Origin of the sequence: Enterococcus sp. C74 (genome assembly GCF_040887125.1) — a bacterium.
Lineage (GTDB): Bacteria > Bacillota > Bacilli > Lactobacillales > Enterococcaceae > Enterococcus_B > Enterococcus_B hirae.
The window spans coordinates 87,290-113,119 of record NZ_JBFOFA010000007.1 but is presented as its reverse complement, the minus strand read 5'-3'; the positions used below and the strand labels follow the sequence as shown (position 1 = coordinate 113,119).

The following is a 25,830-nucleotide window of genomic DNA, read 5'->3' as shown; positions in this document are numbered from 1 at the left end:
TATTAAATAATAACCAAAACATATTAAGAACAAATAACTTTGCATTAATGAAAATTAAGAACAAAAAATGACTTTTAAGTAACATGTTATCCTTTCATTTAAGTAGAATAGTCCCTTTCTGTCGATGTAGTCAATCACTGCTTAAACATCCCCCATTTTCCATTATGTTTTAGGAGAAAGTATAGTCAAATGACTACTTAAAAGACAAAAAATAAGCCGAAATTTTAAAAAATTTCGGCTTATTAGATTCAATCGACAACATATCAAAGGAAAACACTTTCTCTGAACGACGCGAGTTCTCTCGATGCTCAAACATCCTTTGAATAGTTATTCGATTATTTCTATTCTTACTTCGTCTTATTCCTCTAAAGGAAGTTCTGCTTGCGTTTCTTCGGGTATTTCTACATCTTCACCGATCCCATAAGCCGCTCGGACTAAAGCAGAAACTTCTGCCATCATTTCAGGATGAGTGGACATGTAATTTTTTGCATTCTCACGACCTTGTCCAATACGATCTTCTTTGTAAGAATACCAAGCACCACTTTTATCAACGATATCTTTTTCAACCGCCATATCAAGCAATTCTCCTTCTTGAGAAATTCCTTGCCCATACATCACATCGACTTCAGCAATTTTGAATGGTGGAGCTACTTTATTTTTAACTACTTTGATCTTCGTACGGTTACCAACAATGTCTGTTCCTTGTTTCAATTGTTCCGCACGGCGCACTTCTAAACGAATCGTTGCATAGAATTTTAATGCACGTCCACCAGGTGTGATTTCAGGATTACCGAACATCACTCCAACTTTTTCACGAATTTGGTTAATGAAAATAGCGATCGTTTTGGTTTTATTGATCGACCCAGATAGTTTACGTAGTGCTTGTGACATTAATCGAGCTTGTAACCCTACGTGAGAGTCACCCATTTCTCCATCAATTTCAGCACGCGGAACTAAAGCGGCAACCGAATCGACTACTACGATATCTACTGCACCACTTGATACAAGCGCATCAGCGATTTCTAGTCCTTGTTCCCCAGTATCTGGTTGTGAAAGAAGTAATTCGTCAATGTTTACCCCTAATTTTTGAGCATATTGTGGGTCTAAGGCATGCTCAGCATCGATAAAAGCGGCTGTTCCGCCATTTTTTTGTACTTCAGCGATTGCATGCAAGGCAACGGTTGTCTTACCTGAACTTTCAGGACCATATACTTCAATGATACGTCCTCGTGGGTAACCACCAACACCTAAAGCAACATCTAATGCAAGAGAACCACTTGGGATAGTCGAAACTTGTTGGTCGATTTTTTCGCCAAGTTTCATGATCGAGCCTTTCCCATAGTTCTTTTCAATTTTTTTCAACGCAGCATCTAAGGCTGCTTTACGATCATCTGCCAATACGATAATCCTCCTTATATTCACAAATCAGTGCGACATTTCATTGTACTAATCATATCGTTTTTAATGACAAAAAGCAAGAAAAAACCGAACAAATATTCGCATTTATTTTTTTCTTAATAGTTGTCTTCTAATGAGATCAAATCCTTGCATTACTGCGCTATTCCTTATATGAGAACGGTCTCTGGTAAATTGGTATTTCTGCGAAATGACCTCCCCTTCACTTGTTGCAACCGCAATCCAAACTGTTCCAGCTGGCTGTCCTTCTAAGGTATCTGGTCCAGCCACTCCAGTAAACGAAATCGCATAATCTGTTTTTGCTAAATTACGTGCTTGGATAGCCATTTGTTCTGCACATTCTTGGCTGACGGTTCCATGCTGCTTCAATAGTGCATCATCGATGTGTAAAAATTCTGATTTAGTTTCTAAAGAATAGGTAATGTAGCCTCCTGGGAAGACTTGAGAAACACCAGAGATCTCTCCCAAAGCTGATTGAAAGGCTCCAGCAGTCAAACTTTCTGCTGCAGTTATTGTTTGGTTTCTTTCCTTTAATAATTCTACGACCACTTTAGGCAATGAATTATCATCACCATATCCATAGAAGTACTCTCCTACTGTCGCCAATACTTTTTCTTCCAAAGCAAGTAAGGCTTGGTTTCCTGCATGTTTGTCTTTGGTCTTCACAGTTAATCGTAAAGTGACTTCGTTAGGTTTTGCGTAAGGGGCAATCGTTGGGTTGATCTGTGTTTCAATCAAGTCTTTTAATTCTGTGACTAGTTGGGATTCCCCGATACCGTAAAAACGTAAAACTTTTGAGATCAGCATTTCTTCAGATGGAAAGTTTTGCTCCAATAATGGGCGAGCTTGTTCAATGAACATTGGCTTTAATTCACTCGGTGGTCCAGGTAACAAGAGATAGACATGGTCTGCTGTTTGATAGAACGTACCTAATGCTAAGCCTGTGCGATTAGGTAAAGCAATCCCCCCATCGATGATTTGTGATTGTTGTAAATTATTTTCAGTCATTTTACGCTTGGTCGTTTCAAAAAATGCTAACAATTTTTTATAGCCTTCGGTGTTTTGGATCAATTCTTTCCCTAGATGTTTCGCAGTAACTTCTTTCGTCAGGTCGTCTTCTGTCGGTCCCAACCCTCCACATAAAATGATCAAGTCACTTCTGGTTTCTGCTAATTGGAGTAATGATTCTAAGCGGTCGGGATTATCACCAACCACCGTTTGATAATACACATCAATCCCGAGGTCTGCTAACTGTTCGGATAAAAACGTGGCATTCGTGTTGACTACTTGTCCTAGTAAAAGTTCTGTCCCTACTGCTATGATTTCTGATTTCATTTTTTCGCTTCCTTCATTACAACAGACGAATTCTCGTTGGCCTGTTTTGGTCTCTTCTCAATCTCTTTTTATCTACTAATAGTATACGCCATTTGCTAAACGTTTCATTTATCATTTGCTCATTTTCTGATAAAGAGTTTCATTATTTTCATCTTCATCATAAGATAGCTAGGCATCTAGCTAGTTTAGAAAAATGGCGATCAAATAAATGATTGAAACGTGAATCAGCATAAATAAATTCGTCTTACCCCAAAATATAAAATGTTATTTTGGGGTAAGACGAATTATCGAAATGGTACATCTTTGTAAGGAATCTTACATCGAACCTTTGAACACACCACTATTTTTCATAAAATAATCAACACCTGAATAAATCGTGAAGATCAAACAAGCATACAGCATGATTTGATCCATCGGTAAATTGATCAGATTAAATGGAATATTATTGATGAATAACAAAATAATAGCCACCATTTGCGTAGCCGTTTTTACTTTTCCTGGCCACGCTGCTGCCATGACCTCCCCATCTTCGACTAACAATAGTCGCAGACCGGTAACAGCTAGTTCTCGACAAACGATAATCGCAACTACCCATCCTGGTGCCTTACCTTGCCCCACCAACATGATAAAAGCGGTCATCACTAACATTTTATCTGCTAATGGATCAGCAAACTTTCCAAAATTGGTGACTAATCCTCTGGCACGAGCAATTTTTCCATCGAGCCAATCGGTAATACTTGCTAAAGCAAAAATAATCGCTCCTACTAATTGCGTCACAGCAAGTGATGTTGTTCCTACGGTTACTTGTCCCCAATCTAAGGGTAATCCGACAACTAAAATAAAAATCGGGATCATACAAATTCTAAGTACAGTTAATTTATTTGGTAAATTCACACTATCGACTCCTTTCTTCCCTATTCTACGTGACTCGTTCTAAACTTTCCACCGATAATGATCAGTTTTTATCAGCAGTCGTGAAAAAAGATAAGCACCTAAGATGAATCTGCCTTCCCAGGTACTTATCTTGTTTTCTTTTTTCACATCATTCTACTTATAAGCGATTTACTCTGCATACTGTAGTGTCAATGTGACATTTTTAGGATTTTGATTATTCGCTCCTGGATTAACAGGGATTTCTTCCCCGTTTATCTTAACCGTTGCATTACTTGCAGCTCCTAATCGAATCGTTGCATTGGTTGCCGTTTCCGGTAATTGCGTGCTTTGTGTTTCATTTGCTGCTAATGTCCCTTGATAAACATAGGCATTATCCACTAATACACCGATCCAAATTCGGTTAGTCGCTGCAAATTCAAGTGTAACAGGTTTTTTCGCATCCGTAACATTCACTGCGATCGTACTACCTGTGTCTTCACCAGCCGTAATCGCCATCTTTTTCTCTTCTTGTGTTGTTGAAGTGGTTGTCGTACTTGTTGAAGAAGAGGATTCACGCTCTTTCTTAGTGCTAGATGTCGTTTGTGTAATTGCACCGTCAACCGAAACTGAAGTTGCCGTTGTATCAATAATCGGGTCAGATTTTCGATCCTGCCAAGTCATATAACCCACAACAGTAATAATTGCTAAAGCGACTAAACCAAGTAAAATAACCGGTAGACTTGTCCAAAACTTACTTGGATTGGCTTCTTCCTGATGCATCGCTTTTCTCGAACCACTCACTGTTTCTGGTTCAGGACGTGCGACAACTTCTCCAGCTGATAATTTGCTTTTCCCATCAAATACATCAACTAAATGATCGCCATCTTCACCGACAGCTTCTGCATATTGACGAATAAATGCCCGAACATAAAATTTTCCAGGTAGTTGATCAAAATCATCATTATCGATTGCTTCTAGATAACGTTTTTGAATTTTCGTAATCTGCTGTAATTCATCTAAAGATATTTTCTTATTTAGGCGAGCTTGCCTTAATGTTTCTCCGATGGTTTCAAAAGCCACTCGTTCATCTTCTCCAGTCTTTTTATTCTAACCAGCAATTGTATAAACGCTAGTCGTCTAATTGTTCCTTTTCGTTAAGAATGTAATACGCCATACACCAACGCCCATTTTTTATTCTTTATCTTCTTAAGAATACCATAAACGAAGTTATCTTAGGGTAACATTAAATGCACTCTATAACGAAATTTAAGAGTTTAACTACTTTCCCATTCGTCATCTCTACTTCTATATCAGACATTTGGCTGCATATAAAACTCACTGAACGCTTCTTCTTTGATAAAAGAACGACCTACTTTTAATACATCTGCTAATTGAATGGATTCAATAATTTCTGGTAAATCAAATAATGTTTGATCCCCAAATAGGCTTTGCGTGAATTGGTTTGCAATGTATTCCAGTGAATTTAATGTTTGGAAATATTGTCCTAACATCTTTTTCTTCAACAATGTTAGATTTTCTTCAGACAGTTCTTGATCCTCTTCAAAATGCAGAAGAATTTCTTTCACTTTTTCAGCTGCTTTTTCTGGCTGATCCGTGTCTCCGCTAAAGTCAGCAAAATGAAATTCTCGATCTAAACTAAATTCAAAACCGAAGCTGTCATCAATTAAACCATCATTGTACATTTTCAAATAATTTTGAGAAGTATTCCCTAATAACAATTGGAATAAAAGATTGAGAGCAGTCTTGTATCTCAATAATTCCTTCCCTTCTGCTGGTAAAACATCTAGCCCTTTGATTCCCAAGACAAACTTATCTCTAGTGATTGCTGAGCGCATTGAGCTTTTCGCAATAATATCACCATTATTGTCAGGGAAATAACGTTCGATTTTTTGAGCTGGTGGAAAATCCTTAGCATTTTGATTGGTTCGAATCAATTCCATCAACTTTTCCGGCTCTAATTTTCCTACTACGAACAAGACCATATTACTTGGCTGATAAAATGTCCGATAGCACGTGTATAAATCATCAGCAGTGATTGCTTCAATACTTTCAACTGTGCCAGCTATATCGATATGCAAAGGATGTTCAGGGTATAAATTATTCAAAATGCCAAAAAACATCCGCCAATTTGGATCATCTTCATACATTTGTATTTCTTGTCCAATGATCCCTTTTTCTTTATTAACAGTTTCTTCCGTAAAATAAGGTGCTTGGACAAAATCAAGTAAAGTCGTCAAATTTTTTTCAACTTGATCTGTCGTTGAAAATAAATAACTTGTTTTGGTAAAACTGGTAAACGCGTTAGCTGAGGCCCCTTGTTGTCCAAATAATTGAAAGACATCGCCATCCTCTTTTTCAAACAATTTATGTTCCAAGAAATGGGCAATACCATCTGGAACTTTTATCTTTTTATCTGAACCATATGGAATAAATTCATTATCGATCGAACCGTAATTTGTACTAAATAAACCATATGTCTTATGGTAATCATTTTTAGGTAATAAATAAACAGTCAAACCATTTGGTAATACTTCATGGTACAGTGTTTCGTTGATTTGATCATATTCTGTTTTATTCATTTGTTGTACCTCCGTCTAAAAAGAAAATTGCCTGCAACTCGATTTGTCGAGCTATTTTTTGGATGTCTTCGACCGTTACTTTTTCCATCCGTTTTAACCATTCGTCATCTGTTAATTTCGTTTCTGGCAACCAATTCTCTAAATAGGCAGTCTCGACAGCTACTTGCGGGGCATCTAATGATAATAGATATTGGTTTCGTAACATGGCCTTAGTTTGTGTCAATTCAAGTTCTGTGACTTCCCCATTTCGTAGACTTTCTAATTGTTCATGGATCAGATGCAATACTTGGTTACGTTTACGTCCATCAATTCCTGTTTGTACACTTAGGAATCCACGAAAAGTATCAATGCTGCTGGAAGCATAGTAAGCTAGGCTCTCTTTTTCACGAACATTCATAAATAATTTAGAGTGTGGGAAACCGCCAAATAATCCATTGAAGACCATCAATGAAAAACGATCCGGTTGGTCATAATAGACATTGGTTTGATAAGCCAAATTTAATTTCGCCTGAGTCACTGGTTCTTCGATCTGTCGTTCTTTGATGATATTTTCTTGCGGTTGGCTATAAAAAATTTCCGGGTGTAATCTTTCTCGCTCTGGAAATGCCCATTCACTAAAAGCTGCTTGGACTTCTGCAGGAGAGACATCTCCCACTACGAAGATATCGATCTGATCTTCTGTGATCATCTGATGATAATAGTCAGCTAACACTTCAGCTGTGAGTTCATCTAGATCTTCGATTGTTCCAAAACTTGGTATTTTCTGCGCCTCCGACTGATCAAAATACAACTCTTGAAGCGCCAGTGAAGCCATCGTTTGCTTGTCTTCATTTAAGCTCTCTAAATAAAGTTTCAAATTGTTTTTTTCTAAAGCAAAAGTGGCTGGATCAAATTTTTCTCCCGTAATGTTTGGATAAAAGAGAACTTCTTTCAAAAAAGCAACAGCTTGGTTTAAAATGCTGGTATCGTTGATATACTTGCCATTGACAAAGTTGATGCTAGCATCCAACCAGTGAAGATTGCCTTTTTTTCTCACGGACGTTCCAAAACTAGCACCATAAAGATCCGCCAATTTTGCACTTAACTGAGTCTGGTCAGGATAATTTAAACTGTTCGTTTCTAACAAGCTACTTAAAAGGGAACGTTTCGTGATGACTTCTTTTTTTAAACGCGTAGTAAAGCGAACAAAGATACGAACCGTTTTATATTGTTTTGTTTGCAAGACGTGGAGGTTTACACCCTCTGCCAGTTGATATGTCATAGTACATGCTCCTTTATTAGCAGTTCGTTCTCCGACATGGTTGATTTTATCTTGGAGGATAAAAGAATATGTGGCTACTATTTTTTACTGCTTTGATTCTCTCTTGCATCACTTAAGAGTCACCTTCTAGTATAGCATATAAGTACTTGAACGACAGACCTTAGCCATAAATGCATGTCGTTTTTATATTTTTTTATTCTTCGTTATACTAAGGATAAATGAGAGGAGGAGAAAAATGATTAAAGAATTTAAAGAGTTTATTATGCGTGGCGACGTATTAGATTTAGCCGTTGGGGTTGTTATCGGGAGTGCATTTACTAGCATTGTCAATCAGATCGTTCAAGGTTTGATCACACCTCTTGTAGGCTGGGTTGTAGCGATGATTACTGGCACGTCTGATTTGGAAGGCGCCCTTTCTATCTTGGACTGGTCACCTACTAAAGGAGTTACGTTTGCTTTCGGCAATGTTATTAGTGCAATCATAACATTTATTATTACAGGGTTTGTCTTATTCTTAGTGGTGAAAGCAGCCAATCACGCTAAAAGATTACGTCCTGAAAAAGAAACAGAAGAAGCACCTGCCAAACCAACTGCTGAAGATTATTTGAGCGACATTCGTGATCTACTTGCACAACAAACAGCAGAAAACAACGGACGACCAACTACACAAGCTACAGTTGATCAGACAACTGAAAAATAAAGACAACTAAATAACACAAAAAAGAACAGCTATCAGTTTTCACTGTAACTGTTCTTTTTTTGTATTGCGCTACTTAATCTTCATGATCACTTTAGCTCAATTTTTTCATATCGATATGGGGAATATCATCTTCTAAATAAACATCTGAAATGGCTTCGAATCCAAATGACTCATAAAAAGATTGAAGATAAACTTGTGCCCCAATGACGATCGGTCTTTGAGGGTAATTCGCTTCAATCACTTCAATCGTACGTTGCACGATCTTACGTCCCAACCCTTCTTTACGATGCTCACTATTGACCAACACTCGACCAAAATGAATGGTTCCATCTTCTTCAAAAATACGTGTATAAGCAGAAATTTTCCCTGCTTCATCTTTGAAATACGTATGCCAAGCTTGGCTATCAATTTCATCCACTTCTTGGTAGGGACAATTTTGTTCTACGACAAAAACAGCAATGCGTTCTTTGACAATCTCATAAAATTCTTGAGTGGTCAAATCTGCAAATTTTTTTACATAATGTTCCATTTGAAAGTGCCTCCAATTCTCTTTTTTTCAGCATACCTATTTCCAAACAAAAAAGCAAACGAACCTTATAAAAAACTAGGCTCGCTTGCTTTTTAAACTGCTTCAGTTAAAAATTCAATCTCGACTGTTCGAGTAAGTACATCTGAATAGCTATACGATACTCGTTCAAAAGAATTTTCTTCAGGATCCAAATCAACAACGAATACTGAAGGATAGGTTTCTGTTAAAACGCCTCGGCGTTCTGTTTGACGCTTTCTTCCTGTCTGAGCAACCAGCATGATTGGGCTGCCGATACGACCTTCTAAATCTTTTTTGATTGTAGCTAAAGTTGTTGGCATACAGTTCACCTCATTACCCAATATACCACACTTTCTAAAAATTTTCAAGTTTACCATATAAAAAAAAGAAATGCAATAAAAACAAATAAGAAAAACATTAATAATTTTATAAATTATTCCTCATGATAATTTTTGAGATGTTGTTTTATTTTAAATTTCACACGGCTATACGCACTCTTGACTTGTTTGACATCCATTGAAAGTTCCTCTGCCATCCTCTTGAAATCGGTTCCTTGCATATAATAATAAAATATTTTTGCTTCCTTTTTTGAAAATTTGATTTCACAATCTTCAATGGCTTCATTTAACAGTAATCGTTGCATCGCAAGTGGTTCTTGAGTAGTGATTTCTGCTAAAAAGTCCGGACCTTCTGTTTCAACCTTCTGATCAATCGATAATTCATCTTTTTGGTCTCTGCGTTTCAAGGCATTTTGTTTTCTTAATAATGAATAAATTTGATTACTGATAATGCTTTTATAATAGCTGCCAAAGCTAACGCCTTTGTTATTTTCATAAGTCTTTAAAGCCTGGTATAAGGCGATCCTTGCTTCTTGTTCCCAATCTTCATACACATAATTTCTTAGGTAGTACATATTTTTTAAACGTAATAAAAGTGGAAAATATTTTTGATATAGGATAGCGAATGCTTCTTCATCACCGTCACGTGCGGCGCGCAATAACTCCTCAGACATAAAATAATTCCTCCATCTCTTTCGATTATGGAGGAATCTTACCATCAATCATCCGATTGACTAATCATATAACTGTGTTATCTATCTTTTCGCATTAAATCGTCTAACTTTTGGGACAATTTTTCTAATTGTTCTTTACTCCAAGGCGAATTACGACGAAAATTATCAAATTGCATATTTATATTATCTTGTGCAATGTTTTTCTCTGTTTTCTGGATCGTTTTATATAATTCATAGGCAGAAGTCCGCAAAGCCCCTTGTGAAAAGATCATCCATTGCTCGGCTAAGTCACTCGTGGCAACAGTTACTTGCGTTAAACGATCATTCAATTGGCCAGCAATACGTTCAATATAACTATCTGCCGTTTCATCTTCTTTTGTAAAGACGACTTCTAATTGGTATTTCTTGTAGTTTTGCTGAATGCCTGGAACCAATTGTGCATCAAAAACAACTATCACTTCAATTCCTTCGTATTTGGCATAATTTGACAAACGATGCAACAAAGCTTCTCTAGCATCCGCCATCTTTTCTTGTTTTTTCAACAAAACGAGTTCTGGCCAAGAACCGATCATGTTATAACCATCAACAATTAGGAGCTGCTTTTTCATCTGATCACTCTCCTTGACGTTGAGAAAAAGCTTGATACATCAACAATCCAGCAGCAACACTCGCATTCAAACTTTGAACGTGACCGACCATTGGAATGGTCAAAAGTTCGTCCATTTCTTTTTTCAATCCAGGACTCATTCCTCGTCCTTCGTTACCAATCACTAAAGCAATAGCGCCTTTTGCATTCCATTTTTGGAAATTTGTACCATCCATATCTGTCCCAAAAACCCAAAAACCGGCTTCTTTTAGTTGTTGGACTGCTTGAACAAGATTGGTCACTCGTGCTACAGGTACATGTTCGACTGCTCCAGTAGAGGTTTTTGTAACGATTGGCGTAATGCCTACCGCCCGATGCTTAGGAATGATTACGCCATCTACCCCACTTGCATCCGCTGTTCGTAGGATCGAACCAAAATTGTGAGGATCTTCAATACTATCTAAAATGACAAAGAAAGGTGTTTCTGTTTTTTCTTTGGTTTGCTGAAGAAGCTGGTCTAAGGATAAATATTCATACGGGGTAATCGCTAAGACTACTCCTTGGTGTACACCATGATCACTTAATGTATCTAATTTTTGTTTTGGTACCCATTTAACTGGTACAGCTTGATCTCTAGCAATGTTCTTTAACTCTTCGGTTTTTTCTCCCCGTGAGTCCTCTTGTAAAAATAATTTATTCCCTCTACCTTGTTGTAAGGCTTCTACTGTTGCATGATGACCAAAGACAAAATTATCTTCGATTGCTTCCTCTTTTTTCTCCCCAACTACAGGTTCATAGGAAGTGTCATAATGGTTTCGCTTTTTTTGCGATTTTTTCTGTGATGAAGCGTTCATTGGCTGTTTCGTTGCTTTTTTACGTTTGTTATAATGACGTTCTTTTTGTTCTCTACCCATTTTTTTCACCGACTTTCTGGATACACCATTCAATTAATTCTTCTAACCGTTCTGTTTGTTTCGTCAAATGCAGATACCCCATCAAAGCTTCAAAACCTGTGGCAATTCGATAAGTTGTGACATCTGCATTTTTTGCACTTGTATGACTTTTGGCATTTCTACCACGACGATAAAAAGTTTCTTCTTCTGGTGTCATCAATTTTTCTTCTAGCATCTCTTTAATCAGATAAGCTTGTGCTTTTGCTGAAACATAATTCGTGGCTGCTTTATGAAGTTTATTCGGTTTAGTCGCCCCTTGTTCGATCAAATAGTCACGAATATAGATCTCATAGATGGCATCTCCTACATAAGCTAAAGCTAGTCCGTTTAATTGTGTATAGTCTTTCATGCTTCTCTTCTCCAACGAGTTCCTTGCGGTGTGTCATCAAGCAAGATCCCTTTTTCTTTTAATTGGTCACGGATTTCGTCACTACGGGCAAAATCACGATTTTTTCTTGCTTGCGTACGTTCTTCGATCAACTGCTCGATCTCTTCATCAAGTAATTCCTCAGATGTAAATAAAATACCAAAAATAGCCAACCATTGGGTAAATAATGCTTCCCCTTTTGCTAGAACATCCGCTGAAACAGTTGTTTTCTCCAAATACGTGTTTAACCATTTTGCCAATTCATAAACGACGGTAATTCCATTCGCAGCATTAAAATCATCGTCCATTTCTTCAATAAAGCGTTGTTCGATTTGTTCAAGCTCAGCTAAATACTTTGTGTCATCCGCCAGAGATTTTTCTGCTGTTGCTAGGCGGAATTTAAGATTATCAAATGTATTTCTTAAGCGTTGCAAGTTTGTCGCTGCTTCCTTCATCGTTGCCTCACTATAACGAATCGGTCGGCGATATTGAGTTGTTGCCATGAAGAAGCGTAACACTTGTGGATCTACCGTTTGGATCATTTCATGGACAGTAATAAAGTTACCTAATGATTTACTCATTTTCTGATCATCATCGCCAATCGTGACGTAACCATTGTGCATCCAATAATTGGCAAATTTCTTTCCCGTTTTTGCTTCGCTTTGGGCAATCTCATTTTCATGATGTGGAAATTCTAAATCTTGCCCACCACCATGGATATCAATTGTTTCCCCTAAATGTTTCGTTGCCATAACGGAACATTCGATGTGCCATCCTGGACGTCCGGGTCCCCATGGAGAATCCCAAGAGATCTCATTAGGTTTTGCTTTTTTCCATAGTGCAAAATCAAGCGGATCTTCTTTCTGACTTTGTTCTGCTCCCGTCCGTTGACTCGCGCCCACTTCTAACTCATCAATCGATTGATCACTAAGTTGTCCATAGGTTGGAAATTTTCTTGTACGGTAGTAGACATCGCCATTTGATTCATATCCATAACCTTTTTCGATCAATACTTGGATGAAAGAAATAATATCTGACATATGTTCCATCACACGAGGATGCGCAGTAGCTGGCTCCACATTCAACGCCTTGGTATCTTCTTCAAATGCTTGGATAAAACGGTTGGCTACTTCTGGCGCCGTGATCCCTAATTCATTAGCAGCACGAATGATTTTATCATCTACATCAGTGAAATTGGAAACATAATCGACTTGATATCCCCGATATTCAAAGTAGCGTCGAATCGTGTCAAAAGCAATCGTGCTGCGGGCATTTCCAATATGAATATAGTTATAAACAGTCGGACCACACACGTACATACCGACTTTTCCTGCTTGAATCGGTACAAATTCCTCTTTTTGTCTAGTCAATGTATTGTAAATTTTTATCATTCTGATCTCCTCACTTTTTCTCCATTAATCCGTACTACTTTTGCAGGAACCCCCACGGCTGTAGCATAATCTGGAATGTCTTTTAAAACGACTGCACCGGCACCAATCTTCGTATGTTTCCCAATCGTGACCGGTCCTAATATTTGAGCATTGGCAGAAAGCATTGCCCCTTGTTTCACTGTGGGATGCCTTTTGCCCGTTTCTTTACCTGTACCACCTAACGTAACTCCATGAAAAAGAACTACATCATCAGCGACCTCTGCGGTTTCTCCAATCACGATCCCCATCCCATGATCGATAAAAACACCTTGTCCGATCTGGGCTCCAGGATGTATCTCGATTCCTGTTATAAATCGCCAAAATTGTGCATTGATTTTTGCCAGCAAATAAAGTTTATGCTGATATAAGTAATGTGACACCCGATGCCAAAATAAGGCATGAAACCCTGGATATGTCAAAACGATTTCTAATGTTGAACGAGCAGCCGGGTCATTTTTTTTAGCTGCCTCTACCGCTCGGGCAAACCACCCCATCGTCATCGCTCCTTCCTCTCAATAATTTATGTAGTTCTCTGACAAATAAAGAAGCGCCTTTAACAAGTTTCCTTATTAAAAGACGCTAATTGGCGTGGTTCCACTTTTATTTATAATCAGATATGATTACCTCTAGCTGTTAACGTAAGCTTATACGTTCTCGACTACCTGAAATTCGTCACAAAGAGATGTGTCTATTTCACTCGCCGAAACCACTCCCAGAGGCATTTCAGTAAACATCGATCAGTGACTTCCACCGCCCGTCACCTCTCTTGAGATCAATGATTACTTACTTCTTTCTGTTCATCGTGTTTAGTTGATGACTTGATTTAAATGTGCTAATGATTTTTCACGACCAAGCAATTCGATCGTATCTGGTAATTCTGGTCCGTGCATTTGTCCTGAAACAGCTACTCGGATTGGCATGAAAAGATTTTTACCTTTAACACCAGTTTCTTTTTGGACAGCTTTGATTGCTGCTTTTACGGTTGGGGCATCCACGACTTCCATTTGTTCTAGTTGTGCTTTAAACGCATTAAGAACAAGTGGGACAGTTTCGCCTGCTAATACTTCTTTAGCCGCATCGTTCAATACAGGATGTTCATTGAAGAATAAGGAAGAAGCTTCTACGATTTCAGCTGCGTAACTCATTTGTGGTTGATACAGACTAACGATTCTTTTGACCCATTCGATCGTTTTTTCATCAGGATTTTCTTGTACTCGACCGTCAGCGATCAAGTAAGGCAAGCACATGTCTGTTAACTTATCTAAATCCATTTCTTTCATGTAATGGTTATTCACCCATTGTAATTTCTTCGCATCGAAGGCTGCAGGTGATTTACTCAAACGATTTGGATCAAACATGTTGATCAATTCTTCTTGGTTGAAAATTTCGTCTTCGCCTACTGGTGACCAACCTAATAATGCAATAAAGTTGAACATTGCTTCTGGTAAGTAACCTAATTCACGATACTGTTCGATAAATTGTAAAATCGATTCATCACGTTTACTTAGTTTTTTCCCAGTTTCTGTATTGATGATCAATGTCATGTGACCGAATGTTGGTGGTGTCCAACCAAAAGCTTCATAGATCATCAATTGTTTAGGTGTATTTGCAATATGGTCATCCCCACGTAAGACATGAGTAATCTTCATCATATGATCATCTACAGCTACAGCAAAGTTATATGTTGGCATACCATCACGTTTTTGAATGACATAGTCGCCACCGATATTATCTGATTCAAAGGTGATATCCCCTTTGACCATATCTTTGAACGCATATTCCGTATTACGTGGTACACGGAATCGGATCACTGGTTTAATCCCTTGCGCTTCTTTTTCTGCTTGTTCTTCTGGTGTTAGATTTGCACAAGTACCCGCGTAATGAGGCATTTCTCCACGTGCACGTTGTTCTTCACGAGTTGCTTCTAACTCTTCTTCTGTACAGTAACATTTGTATGCCCGATTACTTGCAAGAAGTTGATCAATCAAAGGCTGATAAATTTCTTTTCTTTCAGATTGACGATAAGGACCATATTCTCCAGGATTTTCAGGAGATTCATCCCAATCGATACCTAACCAAGCCAAATTTTCCAATTGGCTCTTTTCACCATCTTCAATGTTTCGTTTTTGGTCTGTGTCCTCAATACGAATAATAAAGTCTCCATCGTTGTGGCGAGCAAATAGATAATTGAACAATGCTGTTCGAGCATTCCCAATATGTAAGTGCCCAGTTGGACTTGGTGCATAGCGTACGCGTACTTTCGTCATTTTCTTCCTCTTCTTTCAAACTAGACTTTAAAATATGAGACAAAACACGAAAAACATGTTCTGTTTTACATCCTCATATTTCTTAAAGGCTTTTCCATTAAAATGAAAGCCACTCAGCACAAATTTTACCTTTAATATGGGAAATAGTAAAGCCAACTGGTTGAATTTCCTTACCAGTTGGCTACTTTTTATACTCATATTCCGATTTTTCTTTCGTTAAGCATGTTTACTTTTTTCAGTTTCTTTTTTATTGTCTTTATTATCGATCCCACGACCTGCATGGGCTGGTTTTGCAAAAATCATCCGCCCGGCAGCTGTTTGTAAGGCACTTGTAACAACCACTTCGATATGTTCGTTCATATAATGCTGTCCATCTTCCACGACCACCATGGTGCCATCATCGAGATAAGCAACCCCTTGTTGACGTTCTGTTCCTGCTTTTACGACTAAAACATTCATGTTTTCACCTGGAATAACTACCGGTTTTACTGCATTCGCTAAAGCATTGATATTCAACACTGGTACATTTTGAAACTCTGAGACTTTATTTAAGTTATAATCATTTGTCACGATGACACCATCTAAAAGTTTCGCTAATTTGATCAATTTGCTGTCCACTTCAGTGATATCTTCAAAATCACCGTCATACATTTCAACAGAGATTCCTTCTTCTTTTTGCAAAGCATTGAGGATATCCAGCCCGCGGCGTCCGCGAACACGTTTTAGGCTATCGCCAGAATCAGCAATATACTGTAATTCATAAAGCACAAAATTCGGAATCATCAGCGTGCCTTCTAAAAAACCAGTTTTGGTGATGTCATAGATTCGTCCATCAATGATCACGCTAGTATCTAAGATCTTGTATTTATGAAAGTTCTCGCCTAATTTCCGTTCCAGTATTTGGCTCTCCACTTGACTAGGTGTTTCTTGTTCCACTTTCTTGTTTCTTGAACCAAAGATTTTTTTCCATTCATCGATTCGAGTGGTTCCCATCCTGAATCCTAAATAGCCTAAAATAACCATTAATAAGATGGGAAGAACACTATTTACAAACGGAATTTTCAAATTATATAGTGGCGTTGAAATAATTACACCTAAAGTTAGCCCGATAATCCCACCAATTGCACCAAACAATAGGTAAGTTAAACTAACCTCACTTAATTTTTCCTCAATTTGCTTGATAACAGCTGAGATATGTTTTGCCAATAGCAAAGACAATAAAAAGAAAATAAGTGCACCTAACAGGCTATTGGTAAATGTATTATTCAGCCATCCATTTGTTTGCTGACCAATTGTCTGCCAAGCCATTGGTAAAAAAGAAATACCTAAGCTGGCACCGACAATAATCATCAGCAAGGTGATGACACGTTTTTGCATACTCTTTCCTCCATTTCTTTAATTTTACTATTTTTAACGAAAGACACGTTTTAACGTTTCCGCCAAGGTAGCGACACCTACGACTTCAATGCCAGTCGGAGGATTCCACCCTCCTAGATTGTTCTTTGGCAAATAAACTTTTGTGAAACCCAGCTTTTGTACTTCTTTGACACGCTGTTCAATATGACTGACACGGCGAATTTCGCCCGTCAACCCGATTTCGCCAATAAAACATTCTGTCGGTTGTGTCCCTTTTTCTTTGTAACTGGAAGCAATACTCACAGCAATCGCTAAATCAATGGCTGGTTCATTTAATTTTACCCCACCTGCTGCTTTTAAGTAAGCATCTTGATTCTGCAACAGTAAGCCTGCTCGTTTTTCGAGAACTGCCATGATCAATGATACTCGGTTAAAATCTAAGCCAGTAGTGGTTCGTTTAGCATTTCCATACATTGTTGGTGTTACCAGTGCTTGGATTTCCACTAAAATTGGGCGGGTACCTTCCATCGCCACAACAATCGCTGAGCCTGTTGCTCCTTCTAAACGTTCTTCCAAAAAGATTTGGGAAGGATTAGCGACTTCTTCTAATCCATGTTCATGCATTTCAAATATACCAATTTCATTTGTTGAACCAAATCGATTCTTTACTGCTCTCAAAATTCGAAAACTATGATGCTGTTCTCCTTCAAAATACAAAACAGTATCAACCATATGTTCAAGCATACGTGGACCCGCAATCGAGCCTTCTTTCGTTACATGTCCTACGATAAAAATCGCAATCCCATTTGTTTTCGCTATTTTCAACAACTCAGCAGTCGTTTCTCTCACTTGACTGACACTCCCTGCTACACTCGTAATATCAGGTTGTGTCATCGTTTGAATCGAATCAATGATCACATAATCTGGTGAAATCTGTTCGATGGCACGGCTAATTTCATTCATATCAGTTTCAGCATATAAGTAAAATTCTGTATTGATAGAGCCCAACCGCTCGGCACGTAATTTAATTTGTTCCGCACTTTCTTCTCCAGAAACATACAACACTTTCCCGCCAATATCAGCTAATTGTTGGGATACTTGTAAAAGTAATGTGGATTTACCGATGCCTGGATCGCCACCAATCAAAATCATTGACCCCGGAACTACGCCCCCACCCAAAACTCGATTCAATTCATCTAATTTTGTTTTGACTCGTGGTTCCTTTTTAGGAATCACTTCTGCAATTTTCGTTGGTTTGGCTTTTTCTCCAGTCAAACTTGTTCGTGTTCTACGGTCAGTCGTATCTTGCTCGATTTCCTCGACCATCGTGTTCCATTTCCCGCAATTTGGGCAACGCCCTAAGAATTTAGGCGAAACATAGCCACAATTTTGGCAAACAAACTGGACTTTCGCTTTTTTTGCCATTGTCCCGCCTCCTTTAAATAATTATTTTTGAATTAAATAAACCTTGAATGGTTATACATCTGATGAACCAAAGCCACCTTTACGGGCCTGTTCTGTTTGGTCTTGATCTGCTTTTAAGAATGGCAAGAAAATTCCTTGTCCAATTCGCTCACCTTTTTTGATGACAACATCCTTCAAACCAAAATTAGTAAATTGGAACATGATATGCCCTTCATTTGCATCATTATTATAGTAATCACTATCAATGACACCTACTCCGTTACTTAAAACTAAAAAACGCTTCAACGGATTACTTGAACGATTGGCTAATTGTAAAAATTCATCTTCTCCCATATAGGCTTTGATCCCAGTAGGAACAAGAACTGGTTTTAATTTTTTCTCGTCGACTGTTGTTTCTTCATTTTTCAATACCTCTGAAAGAGCTGTTATCCCTTGTTTTAATCCAGCTTTCCAAATACTTGGAATAACAATATCTTCTGCCGCTTCAAAATCATATCCAGCAGCATGATGAGTTGCTCGTTGAGGTAATTGTATCTTTTGTTGTGCATATGTTGAAATAACTTCAAATCCTCTTTTTCTCACCGAATTTCCTCCCAAAATAGACTATATTTATTTTACCATATTCATGATACCAAAAGGACGACTTAAAAAATTCTTCATTAATTTATGTTAAGATGAATAAAATACTGCTGTCATAAAAAAATAAATTTTATACATGACTTTATGGTGTAAAACAAGTAGAATAGAACGAAATCAAAACGTGTATTTAGTTAGAGGTGTCACATGCGAAAAGAAGTTACAAAAGCCAAACGAATTGTTATTAAAGTGGGAACGAGTACTTTAATCTATCCCAATGGAAACATCAACCTCGCTGCGATTGATCAGCTTGCCTTTGTCTTGTCTGATCTTCGGAATCAAGGGAAAGAAGTCGTATTAGTTTCATCCGGCGCTGTTGGTGTCGGGATGCACAAAATGAATCAAGCTACACGCCCCACAACGATCCCGGAACAACAAGCAATCGCTGCGATCGGGCAGGCAGAATTGATGAACATTTATAATCAACGTTTCAGTGTTTACAATCAGCAAACAGCTCAGATCCTCGTTACTCGGGATGTGATCGATTTTCCTCAAAGTAGAGTCAATGTGATCAACACACTTGAACAGTTATTAGCAATGGGAACCATCCCGATCGTTAATGAAAATGATACTGTAGCAGTCGATGAACTTGAACATACAACGAAATTTGGTGATAATGATCAACTATCTGCGATCGTTACAAAATTGATCACAGCAGATTTATTAATTGTTTTATCTGATATTGACGGATTTTATTCCGCCGATCCTTCAAAAAATCCAGATGCAAAGATGTATCAAACTGTTTCGGTCATTGACGAGTGTTTAATGGCACAAGCGGGTGGTGCTGGCAGCACCTTTGGAACAGGAGGAATGTCTAGTAAGTTACAAGCAGCATTACGTATTTTTGAAGCCAACAGTACAATGATCCTGGCAAACGGAAAAAATCCTACCATTATCTTCGATCTTTTAGCCGGTAAAGAACTTGGAACCTTATTTAAGGAGGAACACGTATGACTGATTTAAATCAACTTGGAAAAAATGCAAAACAAAGCGCCCAAACTCTCGCCTTGATGAGCACAGAACAGAAAAATGACCTTCTCAAACAGATGGCATTGATGCTCAAAAAAAATCAAGGAGCGATACTTGAAGCCAATCAGAAAGATTTAGAGCAAGCAACCGAAAATCAGATGAGCGAAACGATGCTTGACCGCTTACGCTTAACGCCTGAGCGTATCCATGATATGGCTGAAGAAATCAGTAAAATCGCTTCATTAGAGGATCCAATTGGAAAAGTAGAACAAATGTGGAAGAATGCTGATGGGTTACTGATTGGAAAAAAACGTGTCCCACTTGGTGTCATCGGAATCATTTATGAATCTAGACCGAATGTGACGACTGATGCAGCCAGCTTGGCTTTTAAATCAGGGAATGCTGTTATTCTTAGAGGCGGAAAGGAAGCTTTCTTTTCCAATCAATTATTAGTGAAGCTTCTGCAACAAATGTTAACTGATGCTGGCTTGTCTCCTTATGCTGTTCAATTTGTGGACGATACATCTCATGAAACGGCTGCTGAATTAATGAAATTAACAGAGTACTTAGATGTGTTGATTCCTCGAGGCGGCGCAAATTTGATCAGAAGAGTGAAGGAACAAGCCACAGTCCCAATCATTGAGACTGGCACTGGTAACAATCATATTTATATCGATAAAGATGCTCAGTTGACCATGGCAACGAATATCATCGTCAATGCAAAAGCTTCTCGTCCATCTGTTTGTAATGCTGCAGAAACATTGTTGATCCATTCAGAGATCGCCCCTTTCTTTTTACCTGTTATTGAAAAAGCATTAGTAGAACATGGGGTTTCTCTACGTGCAGATACGCGTGCCATGGAATATTTAGAAACTGCAACCCTTGCAGAAAAAGCTGATTGGGATACGGAATATCTAGACTATATTCTGGCTGTGAAAGTCGTTGATTCTTTAGATGAAGCAATCGACCATATCAATCGCCATAATACAAAACATTCTGAAGCCATCGTTACGGATAGTTACCAAGCAAGCCAACGTTTCTTGAACGAAGTGGACGCCGCTGCGGTTTATGTGAATGCCTCAACTCGTTTTACTGACGGAGCTGTTTTTGGTTTTGGTGCTGAAATCGGTATTTCTACTCAGAAATTACATGCTCGAGGTCCGATGGGATTGAATGAACTGACCTCTACGAAATATATCATTTACGGCGAAGGTCAAATCCGCTAAAATGTTTCACACGAAACATTTTAGTCTTCACAATAAAAATATGACAAAATTTTTCTTTATTTTTTGATTCTTGAAAAGTTTTTTAGTTAGAAAGGTTACTTTTATGTTCGAAATTTTCACGATATTTTTAGTATACTTGATTTCTTTAAACATCGCTGCCTTTATAGGAGTGATGATTTTAGCCACTTTTTTCCAAATAAAAAAAAGAAATTTTAATCCCACTCAGGAAAAATGGCAAGTTTATCTTCAAAAAATTGGTCCTAAAGGCATTGTTCAAAGGCTACATGTTAGTTATATGCTCGCTTTAGGCATTTTAGCTGTGATCAATTACAATCTAGCGTTCCACCATTCGATTGCTTATACGATCACTTTATTGATTGCCGGGATTTTCCATTTGTCTTTCAAATATCAATTAAACAAAAATAACTTACCCAAGCGCTTTAACTAGAATGCCTCATAACTACAATGATTGAAATAAGCTATTATCGACTAAAAGAAACGCATTTAGCGTAACTTTAAGTCGATAATAGCTTATTTTAGCCAAGATGATCTTCATTATCGTTAGAAAAAATAGCAAACCCATCGAATGTCTCACCATCATAATATCTTAACAATTCTTCTGTCGACAGATTCATTGTTTTTTCTTTTTCTATTTCCATATCTGTAAGTAGTTGTTCACGATAGGCTTGATACATACTCGCTAGTTTCTGGTGCATGATTTTTCGAGATTCTCCTGTCGCATTGATTACAGGCAGCTCTTTTAGATAACCACCATAAACGGGTCGATCATCCACCAACTCGATGGGAAGTTCAACCAACGTGATACCTACTTCTTTGAAATATTCTTCAATCATCGCTTTTCCTCACTTTTTACTGGCTGTGTCTTATTCTCATCATAACATGATTTATGACAAAAACAGTGTATTCATTGACCTTTTTCGTTGAAACACATGTTAAAAATAAACCCTCTCACGATACCAGTTACCAGAACTGTAGATCAAACGTCACAAATAACAGAAAAAAACCTTGAAACACAGTATGTGAAATTCAAGGTTTTATTGATTCATCATTAACTATTTTTTCGGTTTTTATTCTTTCTTTCAAAACCTCATTTTTATTGATCTTCATCTGTTACAAAATAATTTTGATGATGAATAATACAAAAGACACTAATTACGACAATGATCGCAGCAAAATAAAAAGCATAACTTTCACCTAGTTTTTCGCCAATGATCCCTGCAATAAATGGCGCTAATGCCCCACCAAAGAAACGAACAAAGCTATAACTTGAAGAAGCCACATTTCTTGGTAAACCTGGTATCTCCATAGCAATCGTTGTCAATAATGTATTGATGATCCCTTGGAAAAAACCTGAAAGTACAATGCTGATTGGCACTAAAATTTGGATAGATGAACCGGCACCTAGTAACGCCAAACAAATAATAAAGAAAACAAACGCTGCTAAAATCGTTCGGTAAGTAGTGAATTTTTGTTCTAGTACTGGTGCGACAAAAATCGAAGCAATTGCTAATAAAACGCCCCATCCAAAGAAAACAAAACCTACCTCTAACTCACTATACCCCACTAATAAGAATGGTGCATAGGCAAGCAACGTAAAGAAACCAAAATTATATAATAAGGCAATCAGACCAATTGAACGCAATTTGTGATTACTTAATGCCTTGACCCCTTCCCAAAAACCAACCTTTCTTTGTGGTTTTCCTGCCTCTGGAAGAAGAATCGCCAATGCTAAAAAGCCAATAAACATCAACGTAGCTACTCCATAAAAAGGATACCGCCACGAGCCACTTCCTAGTATGCCGCCAACTAATGGTCCAACAGCCATCCCACAGCCTAGTGCTGCTTCATACATCATAATAGCTTTTTCAGTATTCCCCACTAAAATACTTACAATAGTCGCAAGTGCTGTTGAAACAAATAAAGCATTCCCTACACCCCAACCAGCACGCAATCCGATCAATGTACCAATATCATTGGATAATCCACCTAAGCCAGCAAATACAACAATAATGACCAAACCTGCCATCAATGTTTTTTTCAAACCAATTCGACTCGATAAAAAACCTGTAAACAACATCACTACTCCCGTTACCAACATGTAGCTCGTAAATAATAATGTCGTTTGGGCAGGTGTTGCATCTAATTGAGCAGCAATCGTTTTTAAAATGGGATCTACTAAGCCGACTCCCATAAATGCAAACATACAAGTCGCAGCGACTACTAACGCTGAATTCTTTCCTTTACTTTGTTCCTGTCCTTTCTCTGTTAGTTCTTCTTTGATTTCTATTTGATTCTCCAAATTCCCCATTCCTTTCTCTATCTAGCATCATACATGATTTATTTTACATGTCAATATGCACATGTAAAAACAAAAATAAAAAATATGCTATAATAAGAGAAAATCAGTCAGGAGGTATCGTATGAATACTTTAGCCTATATCTTATTATGCGTTCTTTTGTCTAAACCTCGTTCCGGTTATGAACTAAAACAATTAATCACCATTTTCTGGGAAGCTCACCACAGTCAGATTTACACGACACTGGCTAAATTAGACCAGAAAGGTTATATTTCTGTCCTGGAAATCGAAGAACATTCGCAGAAAAAAATTTATACCCTTACCAATGAAGGAAAAGCGATCGTAGAAGAATGGATCAAAGAAGAGACCCCTGCTCCTACTCAAAAAGATGAATTTTTAGCCAAACTGTACGCTTTTTCTACCTTAGATAAAACAACAGCGACGGGTCTTTTATTTACAAGAGAACAACAATTAAACAAAATCATGCAAAAAAACCAAGCAAAACTAGCAGATCTTTCAGTAAATAAAAAAGAGGAATTTGGACGTTATGTCGTTATTCAACGAAGAATTTTACTTTGCCAGCAAGAACTACAATGGTGTACACAGGTTCGTGAAATGATGCAAACATTTTTTGATTAATTGTTCTTAAAAAAAAGAGCATGTGACTGAAGTAGCTCATTCAAAAAATAAACGAAACTTCCTAATAAGCGTATACGCAATTTTAGGCAAGTTCTTTTATCTCTTGATGCTAAACAAGTCGCATCCTCTTTTTTTATAATCTAAAAGATCTTTTTAGTTTTGGATCGTGCTTAATACCAATCGAGAGATGGGACCTACGATTAGTAATTGCAAAGGCAATGCAACAATCACATTCATTTTCCATGCAGTAAGGTACGCTGAAAGTAATTGGTCAGGTATTCCCTGCTCAATCACAACACCAAACAACGACATACAGGTAACCATTCCTAGGACCATCAGACAAGAAATCGTTACGATCATTTGAAATTTACTTTCTGAATTTACTGGCAACTTGAAAGCTATTTTTTTCGCAATCACACCAACAATAAAGACATCTAGAATAAACGCCACGATGAATCCTGGAACTAAACCAATCAATAGATTTGAAAAATATAAATCCCCATGAAGCCAGAGATTATACACACTCATTCCTAAGACCATGAGAAAACACATTAGTGATGTAAAAATAATTCCTTCTTTTTTGTTTGTAGGCAACTATACCACTCCTTTAAATTTGTCACGAAAAGTATCGTAGCATATTTCTCATTTTCTCGTAAGTGTTTTTTTTATTACATTCAAAAAAGTCAATCTTCTACTTATCACTTAAATGCAAAAAAAAGAGCCTGATCCCAGACTCTTTAAATAGGTGTGAAAACGAATAAACAGTGTTCAACCAGCTACTCTTTGAAATAAGTCCGAATTTTTCAAAACCAAAAAACTGGTTCCAAAAAATCTTTCTTAAGGTTATCAGAGCTAAACGATACTTCACGACCTTTTGTTCACGGTTTTCACTGACTAAACTTTCAGCAATAAACGCAATAAGAAACAGTAAGCAGGTAAGTGTCAACCGTAAAAACCTTATTTTTATACTTCTTGTCACTTGCGAGAATTTACCCTTGTTTCATAAAATTAATAACGTTGTCTCAACCGCTTTTTACAACTATTGATTCAACAATTCTTCTAGTCCATCTTTTAAAGAGACAAGTGGATGTCCCAAAGCTTGTTCAAAATCTTTTGAGGAAACATCGAGTTGATTATTCTTGATATCTTTTTGAATAGCTGCAAACATTTGTGCAGCAGATTCAGGATAACCAGCCTCCTCTAAATTTTTGATGAACTCATGGTCATCGGTAGCTGCGATATCAATAGGTTTGCCTGTCACTTCTTTTAATTCTTTAGCTAGTTCTTCATACGTGATCGGTTTACCCGATAATTCAAGAACTTCTGGAAAGTTCAAGTTTGCTAGTGCTTTTGCTGCAACTTCGGCATATTCTCGTTTTAATGCCCAGCCAGTTTTACCTTCACCTGCTGAATAAATAAAGCGCCCATTCTTTAAGGCAAGTTCAATGAGTGGCCATTCATTTTCTAAGTACCAATTATTACGTAAAAAAGTATGTGCGATTCCAGAATCAGCAATTACTTTCTCTGTAAACTGATGATCTGGCGCTAGAATACTGGTCGAGTGATCGGCATCAGCAAAACTAGTATAAGCAATGTAAGAAACACCAGTTGCTTTTGCGGCCTTCACAACATTTTCATGCTCAGCTTGCCGATTACCAGGTGCACCAGACACAAACAACAAGCGATCAATTCCCTGTAAGGCATTTTTCATAGAAGAATAATCAGCATAATCTCCGAAACGGACATTCCAACCCTTTTCTTCAAGTGTTTTTCCCTTTTCTTCATTCCGCGCCAACACATAGATATTTTCCTGAGGAACGAGCTGTTTTAAGTACTCCATAGCATAGTTACCAAAACCACCAGTTGCTCCAGTAATGAGATAATTCATTCTAACCACTCCTTTTTTCACATTGA

General features: G+C 37.7%; 27 protein-coding genes and 1 other annotated feature. Of the genes, 5 read left to right on the top strand and 22 right to left on the bottom strand.

The features are described from left to right. Positions 1-357: 357 nt before the first annotated feature. The 6 genes from recA to AB3H93_RS10240 all read right to left on the bottom strand — a co-directional run bounded on the left by recA (position 358) and on the right by AB3H93_RS10240 (position 7,485). The gene (gene recA / locus AB3H93_RS10265) at positions 358-1,398 is read right to left on the bottom strand and encodes a recombinase RecA (RefSeq protein ID WP_010720621.1); all 1,041 of its coding nucleotides are present in this window, start codon (positions 1,396-1,398) and stop codon (positions 358-360) included. A 105-nt stretch (positions 1,399-1,503) separates the two neighbouring features. Beyond that, a complete protein-coding gene (locus AB3H93_RS10260; protein WP_368020530.1) occupies positions 1,504-2,751 on the bottom strand; it encodes a competence/damage-inducible protein A in 1,248 nt (415 codons plus the stop codon). Between the two features lie 315 nt (positions 2,752-3,066). After that, complete coding sequence (gene pgsA, locus AB3H93_RS10255) at positions 3,067-3,645, bottom strand: CDP-diacylglycerol--glycerol-3-phosphate 3-phosphatidyltransferase (protein WP_010720623.1); 579 nt, start codon at positions 3,643-3,645, stop codon at positions 3,067-3,069. 168 nt (positions 3,646-3,813) lie between these two features. Beyond that, the gene (locus AB3H93_RS10250) at positions 3,814-4,704 is read right to left on the bottom strand and encodes a RodZ domain-containing protein (protein ID WP_010720624.1); all 891 of its coding nucleotides are present in this window, start codon (positions 4,702-4,704) and stop codon (positions 3,814-3,816) included. Between the two features lie 230 nt (positions 4,705-4,934). Further along, complete coding sequence (locus AB3H93_RS10245) at positions 4,935-6,224, bottom strand: pitrilysin family protein (RefSeq protein WP_034867280.1); 1,290 nt, start codon at positions 6,222-6,224, stop codon at positions 4,935-4,937. Then, a complete protein-coding gene (locus AB3H93_RS10240) occupies positions 6,217-7,485 on the bottom strand; it encodes a pitrilysin family protein (protein ID WP_342081964.1) in 1,269 nt (422 codons plus the stop codon). Before AB3H93_RS10240 ends, AB3H93_RS10245 begins: the two co-directional genes overlap by 8 nt. A gap of 235 nt (positions 7,486-7,720) precedes the next feature. Between AB3H93_RS10240 and mscL the strand changes: the two genes are divergently transcribed. Then, complete coding sequence (gene mscL, locus AB3H93_RS10235; protein WP_010720627.1) at positions 7,721-8,185, top strand: large conductance mechanosensitive channel protein MscL; 465 nt, start codon at positions 7,721-7,723, stop codon at positions 8,183-8,185. A 91-nt stretch (positions 8,186-8,276) separates the two neighbouring features. On the opposite strand, the gene AB3H93_RS10230 is transcribed toward mscL, so the two are convergent. The 12 genes from AB3H93_RS10230 to AB3H93_RS10175 form a co-directional block, all read right to left on the bottom strand. Next, positions 8,277-8,714 carry a GNAT family N-acetyltransferase gene (locus AB3H93_RS10230; RefSeq protein WP_368020529.1) on the bottom strand — a complete coding sequence of 146 codons (438 nt, stop codon included), beginning with the start codon at positions 8,712-8,714 and terminating at the stop codon, positions 8,277-8,279. Positions 8,715-8,806: 92 nt separating this feature from the next. Continuing rightward, complete coding sequence (locus AB3H93_RS10225) at positions 8,807-9,052, bottom strand: Veg family protein (protein ID WP_005875105.1); 246 nt, start codon at positions 9,050-9,052, stop codon at positions 8,807-8,809. A 113-nt stretch (positions 9,053-9,165) separates the two neighbouring features. Continuing rightward, complete coding sequence (locus AB3H93_RS10220; protein WP_034700053.1) at positions 9,166-9,744, bottom strand: sigma-70 family RNA polymerase sigma factor; 579 nt, start codon at positions 9,742-9,744, stop codon at positions 9,166-9,168. A 77-nt stretch (positions 9,745-9,821) separates the two neighbouring features. Next, positions 9,822-10,352, bottom strand: coding sequence for an NYN domain-containing protein (locus AB3H93_RS10215; protein WP_034700055.1), 531 nt, complete (start codon positions 10,350-10,352; stop codon positions 9,822-9,824). A gap of 4 nt (positions 10,353-10,356) precedes the next feature. Beyond that, entirely contained in the window at positions 10,357-11,244 is an 888-nt protein-coding gene (rlmB, locus tag AB3H93_RS10210; RefSeq protein ID WP_178306310.1) for a 23S rRNA (guanosine(2251)-2'-O)-methyltransferase RlmB, read from the bottom strand. Beyond that, positions 11,237-11,632 carry a Mini-ribonuclease 3 gene (locus AB3H93_RS10205; protein ID WP_010720633.1) on the bottom strand — a complete coding sequence of 132 codons (396 nt, stop codon included), beginning with the start codon at positions 11,630-11,632 and terminating at the stop codon, positions 11,237-11,239. The genes rlmB and AB3H93_RS10205 overlap by 8 nt, the downstream gene beginning before the upstream one ends. Continuing rightward, positions 11,629-13,041 carry a cysteine--tRNA ligase gene (gene cysS, locus AB3H93_RS10200; RefSeq protein ID WP_053765951.1) on the bottom strand — a complete coding sequence of 471 codons (1,413 nt, stop codon included), beginning with the start codon at positions 13,039-13,041 and terminating at the stop codon, positions 11,629-11,631. Before cysS ends, AB3H93_RS10205 begins: the two co-directional genes overlap by 4 nt. Continuing rightward, a complete protein-coding gene (gene epsC / locus AB3H93_RS10195) occupies positions 13,038-13,574 on the bottom strand; it encodes a serine O-acetyltransferase EpsC (RefSeq protein ID WP_010720635.1) in 537 nt (178 codons plus the stop codon). The genes cysS and epsC overlap by 4 nt, the downstream gene beginning before the upstream one ends. Positions 13,575-13,649: 75 nt before the next feature. Continuing rightward, positions 13,650-13,890, bottom strand: a binding site (T-box leader). Then, entirely contained in the window at positions 13,887-15,347 is a 1,461-nt protein-coding gene (gene gltX, locus AB3H93_RS10190) for a glutamate--tRNA ligase (protein ID WP_368020528.1), read from the bottom strand. It overlaps the preceding feature by 4 nt. A gap of 216 nt (positions 15,348-15,563) precedes the next feature. Then, the gene (locus AB3H93_RS10185) at positions 15,564-16,724 is read right to left on the bottom strand and encodes a PIN/TRAM domain-containing protein (protein WP_010720637.1); all 1,161 of its coding nucleotides are present in this window, start codon (positions 16,722-16,724) and stop codon (positions 15,564-15,566) included. A 33-nt stretch (positions 16,725-16,757) separates the two neighbouring features. Next, the gene (radA, locus tag AB3H93_RS10180) at positions 16,758-18,128 is read right to left on the bottom strand and encodes a DNA repair protein RadA (protein ID WP_010720638.1); all 1,371 of its coding nucleotides are present in this window, start codon (positions 18,126-18,128) and stop codon (positions 16,758-16,760) included. Positions 18,129-18,179: 51 nt separating this feature from the next. Beyond that, the gene (locus AB3H93_RS10175; RefSeq protein ID WP_010720639.1) at positions 18,180-18,710 is read right to left on the bottom strand and encodes a dUTP diphosphatase; all 531 of its coding nucleotides are present in this window, start codon (positions 18,708-18,710) and stop codon (positions 18,180-18,182) included. A 201-nt stretch (positions 18,711-18,911) separates the two neighbouring features. Between AB3H93_RS10175 and proB the strand changes: the two genes are divergently transcribed. The 3 genes from proB to AB3H93_RS10160 all read left to right on the top strand — a co-directional run bounded on the left by proB (position 18,912) and on the right by AB3H93_RS10160 (position 21,407). Beyond that, positions 18,912-19,718, top strand: a complete 807-nt coding sequence (gene proB / locus AB3H93_RS10170; protein ID WP_010720640.1) for a glutamate 5-kinase — start codon at positions 18,912-18,914, stop codon at positions 19,716-19,718. Next, entirely contained in the window at positions 19,715-20,959 is a 1,245-nt protein-coding gene (locus AB3H93_RS10165; protein WP_368020527.1) for a glutamate-5-semialdehyde dehydrogenase, read from the top strand. The genes proB and AB3H93_RS10165 overlap by 4 nt, the downstream gene beginning before the upstream one ends. Before the next feature lie 103 nt (positions 20,960-21,062). Beyond that, positions 21,063-21,407, top strand: a complete 345-nt coding sequence (locus AB3H93_RS10160) for a hypothetical protein (RefSeq protein ID WP_010720642.1) — start codon at positions 21,063-21,065, stop codon at positions 21,405-21,407. Between the two features lie 88 nt (positions 21,408-21,495). Here the strand turns inward: AB3H93_RS10160 and AB3H93_RS10155 are convergent, their stop codons facing one another. Then, complete coding sequence (locus AB3H93_RS10155) at positions 21,496-21,813, bottom strand: hypothetical protein (RefSeq protein WP_010737260.1); 318 nt, start codon at positions 21,811-21,813, stop codon at positions 21,496-21,498. A gap of 260 nt (positions 21,814-22,073) precedes the next feature. Further along, entirely contained in the window at positions 22,074-23,288 is a 1,215-nt protein-coding gene (locus AB3H93_RS10150) for an MFS transporter (RefSeq protein ID WP_367010712.1), read from the bottom strand. A 112-nt stretch (positions 23,289-23,400) separates the two neighbouring features. Between AB3H93_RS10150 and AB3H93_RS10145 the strand changes: the two genes are divergently transcribed. Beyond that, on the top strand, positions 23,401-23,916 hold the full coding sequence (locus tag AB3H93_RS10145; protein ID WP_010720645.1) for a PadR family transcriptional regulator: 516 nt from the start codon (positions 23,401-23,403) through the stop codon (positions 23,914-23,916). A gap of 153 nt (positions 23,917-24,069) precedes the next feature. Here AB3H93_RS10145 and AB3H93_RS10140 read toward each other — a convergent pair whose 3' ends face one another. Both AB3H93_RS10140 and AB3H93_RS10135 read right to left on the bottom strand, forming a co-directional pair. Then, positions 24,070-24,510 (bottom strand): DUF2798 domain-containing protein, encoded by a 441-nt coding sequence (locus tag AB3H93_RS10140; protein ID WP_010720646.1) that lies wholly within the window; start codon positions 24,508-24,510, stop codon positions 24,070-24,072. 445 nt (positions 24,511-24,955) lie between these two features. Beyond that, a complete protein-coding gene (locus tag AB3H93_RS10135; RefSeq protein ID WP_367010713.1) occupies positions 24,956-25,804 on the bottom strand; it encodes an SDR family oxidoreductase in 849 nt (282 codons plus the stop codon). Positions 25,805-25,830: the final 26 nt, after the last annotated feature.

What these genes read in the sequence shown, in the direction of transcription:
- AB3H93_RS10260 (WP_368020530.1), bottom strand. Translation starts at nt 2,751, where the DNA reads ATGAAATCAGAAATCATAGCAGTAGGGACAGAACTTTTACTAGGACAA.
- AB3H93_RS10245 (WP_034867280.1), bottom strand. Translation starts at nt 6,224, where the DNA reads ATGAATAAAACAGAATATGATCAAATCAACGAAACACTGTACCATGAA.
- AB3H93_RS10240 (WP_342081964.1), bottom strand. Translation starts at nt 7,485, where the DNA reads ATGACATATCAACTGGCAGAGGGTGTAAACCTCCACGTCTTGCAAACA.
- mscL (WP_010720627.1), top strand. Translation starts at nt 7,721, where the DNA reads ATGATTAAAGAATTTAAAGAGTTTATTATGCGTGGCGACGTATTAGAT.
- AB3H93_RS10230 (WP_368020529.1), bottom strand. Translation starts at nt 8,714, where the DNA reads ATGGAACATTATGTAAAAAAATTTGCAGATTTGACCACTCAAGAATTT.
- AB3H93_RS10225 (WP_005875105.1), bottom strand. Translation starts at nt 9,052, where the DNA reads ATGCCAACAACTTTAGCTACAATCAAAAAAGATTTAGAAGGTCGTATC.
- AB3H93_RS10220 (WP_034700053.1), bottom strand. Translation starts at nt 9,744, where the DNA reads ATGTCTGAGGAGTTATTGCGCGCCGCACGTGACGGTGATGAAGAAGCA.
- AB3H93_RS10215 (WP_034700055.1), bottom strand. Translation starts at nt 10,352, where the DNA reads ATGAAAAAGCAGCTCCTAATTGTTGATGGTTATAACATGATCGGTTCT.
- rlmB (WP_178306310.1), bottom strand. Translation starts at nt 11,244, where the DNA reads ATGGGTAGAGAACAAAAAGAACGTCATTATAACAAACGTAAAAAAGCA.
- AB3H93_RS10205 (WP_010720633.1), bottom strand. Translation starts at nt 11,632, where the DNA reads ATGAAAGACTATACACAATTAAACGGACTAGCTTTAGCTTATGTAGGA.
- cysS (WP_053765951.1), bottom strand. Translation starts at nt 13,041, where the DNA reads ATGATAAAAATTTACAATACATTGACTAGACAAAAAGAGGAATTTGTA.
- epsC (WP_010720635.1), bottom strand. Translation starts at nt 13,574, where the DNA reads ATGGGGTGGTTTGCCCGAGCGGTAGAGGCAGCTAAAAAAAATGACCCG.
- gltX (WP_368020528.1), bottom strand. Translation starts at nt 15,347, where the DNA reads ATGACGAAAGTACGCGTACGCTATGCACCAAGTCCAACTGGGCACTTA.
- AB3H93_RS10185 (WP_010720637.1), bottom strand. Translation starts at nt 16,724, where the DNA reads ATGCAAAAACGTGTCATCACCTTGCTGATGATTATTGTCGGTGCCAGC.
- radA (WP_010720638.1), bottom strand. Translation starts at nt 18,128, where the DNA reads ATGGCAAAAAAAGCGAAAGTCCAGTTTGTTTGCCAAAATTGTGGCTAT.
- proB (WP_010720640.1), top strand. Translation starts at nt 18,912, where the DNA reads ATGCGAAAAGAAGTTACAAAAGCCAAACGAATTGTTATTAAAGTGGGA.
- AB3H93_RS10165 (WP_368020527.1), top strand. Translation starts at nt 19,715, where the DNA reads ATGACTGATTTAAATCAACTTGGAAAAAATGCAAAACAAAGCGCCCAA.
- AB3H93_RS10160 (WP_010720642.1), top strand. Translation starts at nt 21,063, where the DNA reads ATGTTCGAAATTTTCACGATATTTTTAGTATACTTGATTTCTTTAAAC.
- AB3H93_RS10155 (WP_010737260.1), bottom strand. Translation starts at nt 21,813, where the DNA reads ATGATTGAAGAATATTTCAAAGAAGTAGGTATCACGTTGGTTGAACTT.
- AB3H93_RS10150 (WP_367010712.1), bottom strand. Translation starts at nt 23,288, where the DNA reads ATGGGGAATTTGGAGAATCAAATAGAAATCAAAGAAGAACTAACAGAG.
- AB3H93_RS10145 (WP_010720645.1), top strand. Translation starts at nt 23,401, where the DNA reads ATGAATACTTTAGCCTATATCTTATTATGCGTTCTTTTGTCTAAACCT.
- AB3H93_RS10135 (WP_367010713.1), bottom strand. Translation starts at nt 25,804, where the DNA reads ATGAATTATCTCATTACTGGAGCAACTGGTGGTTTTGGTAACTATGCT.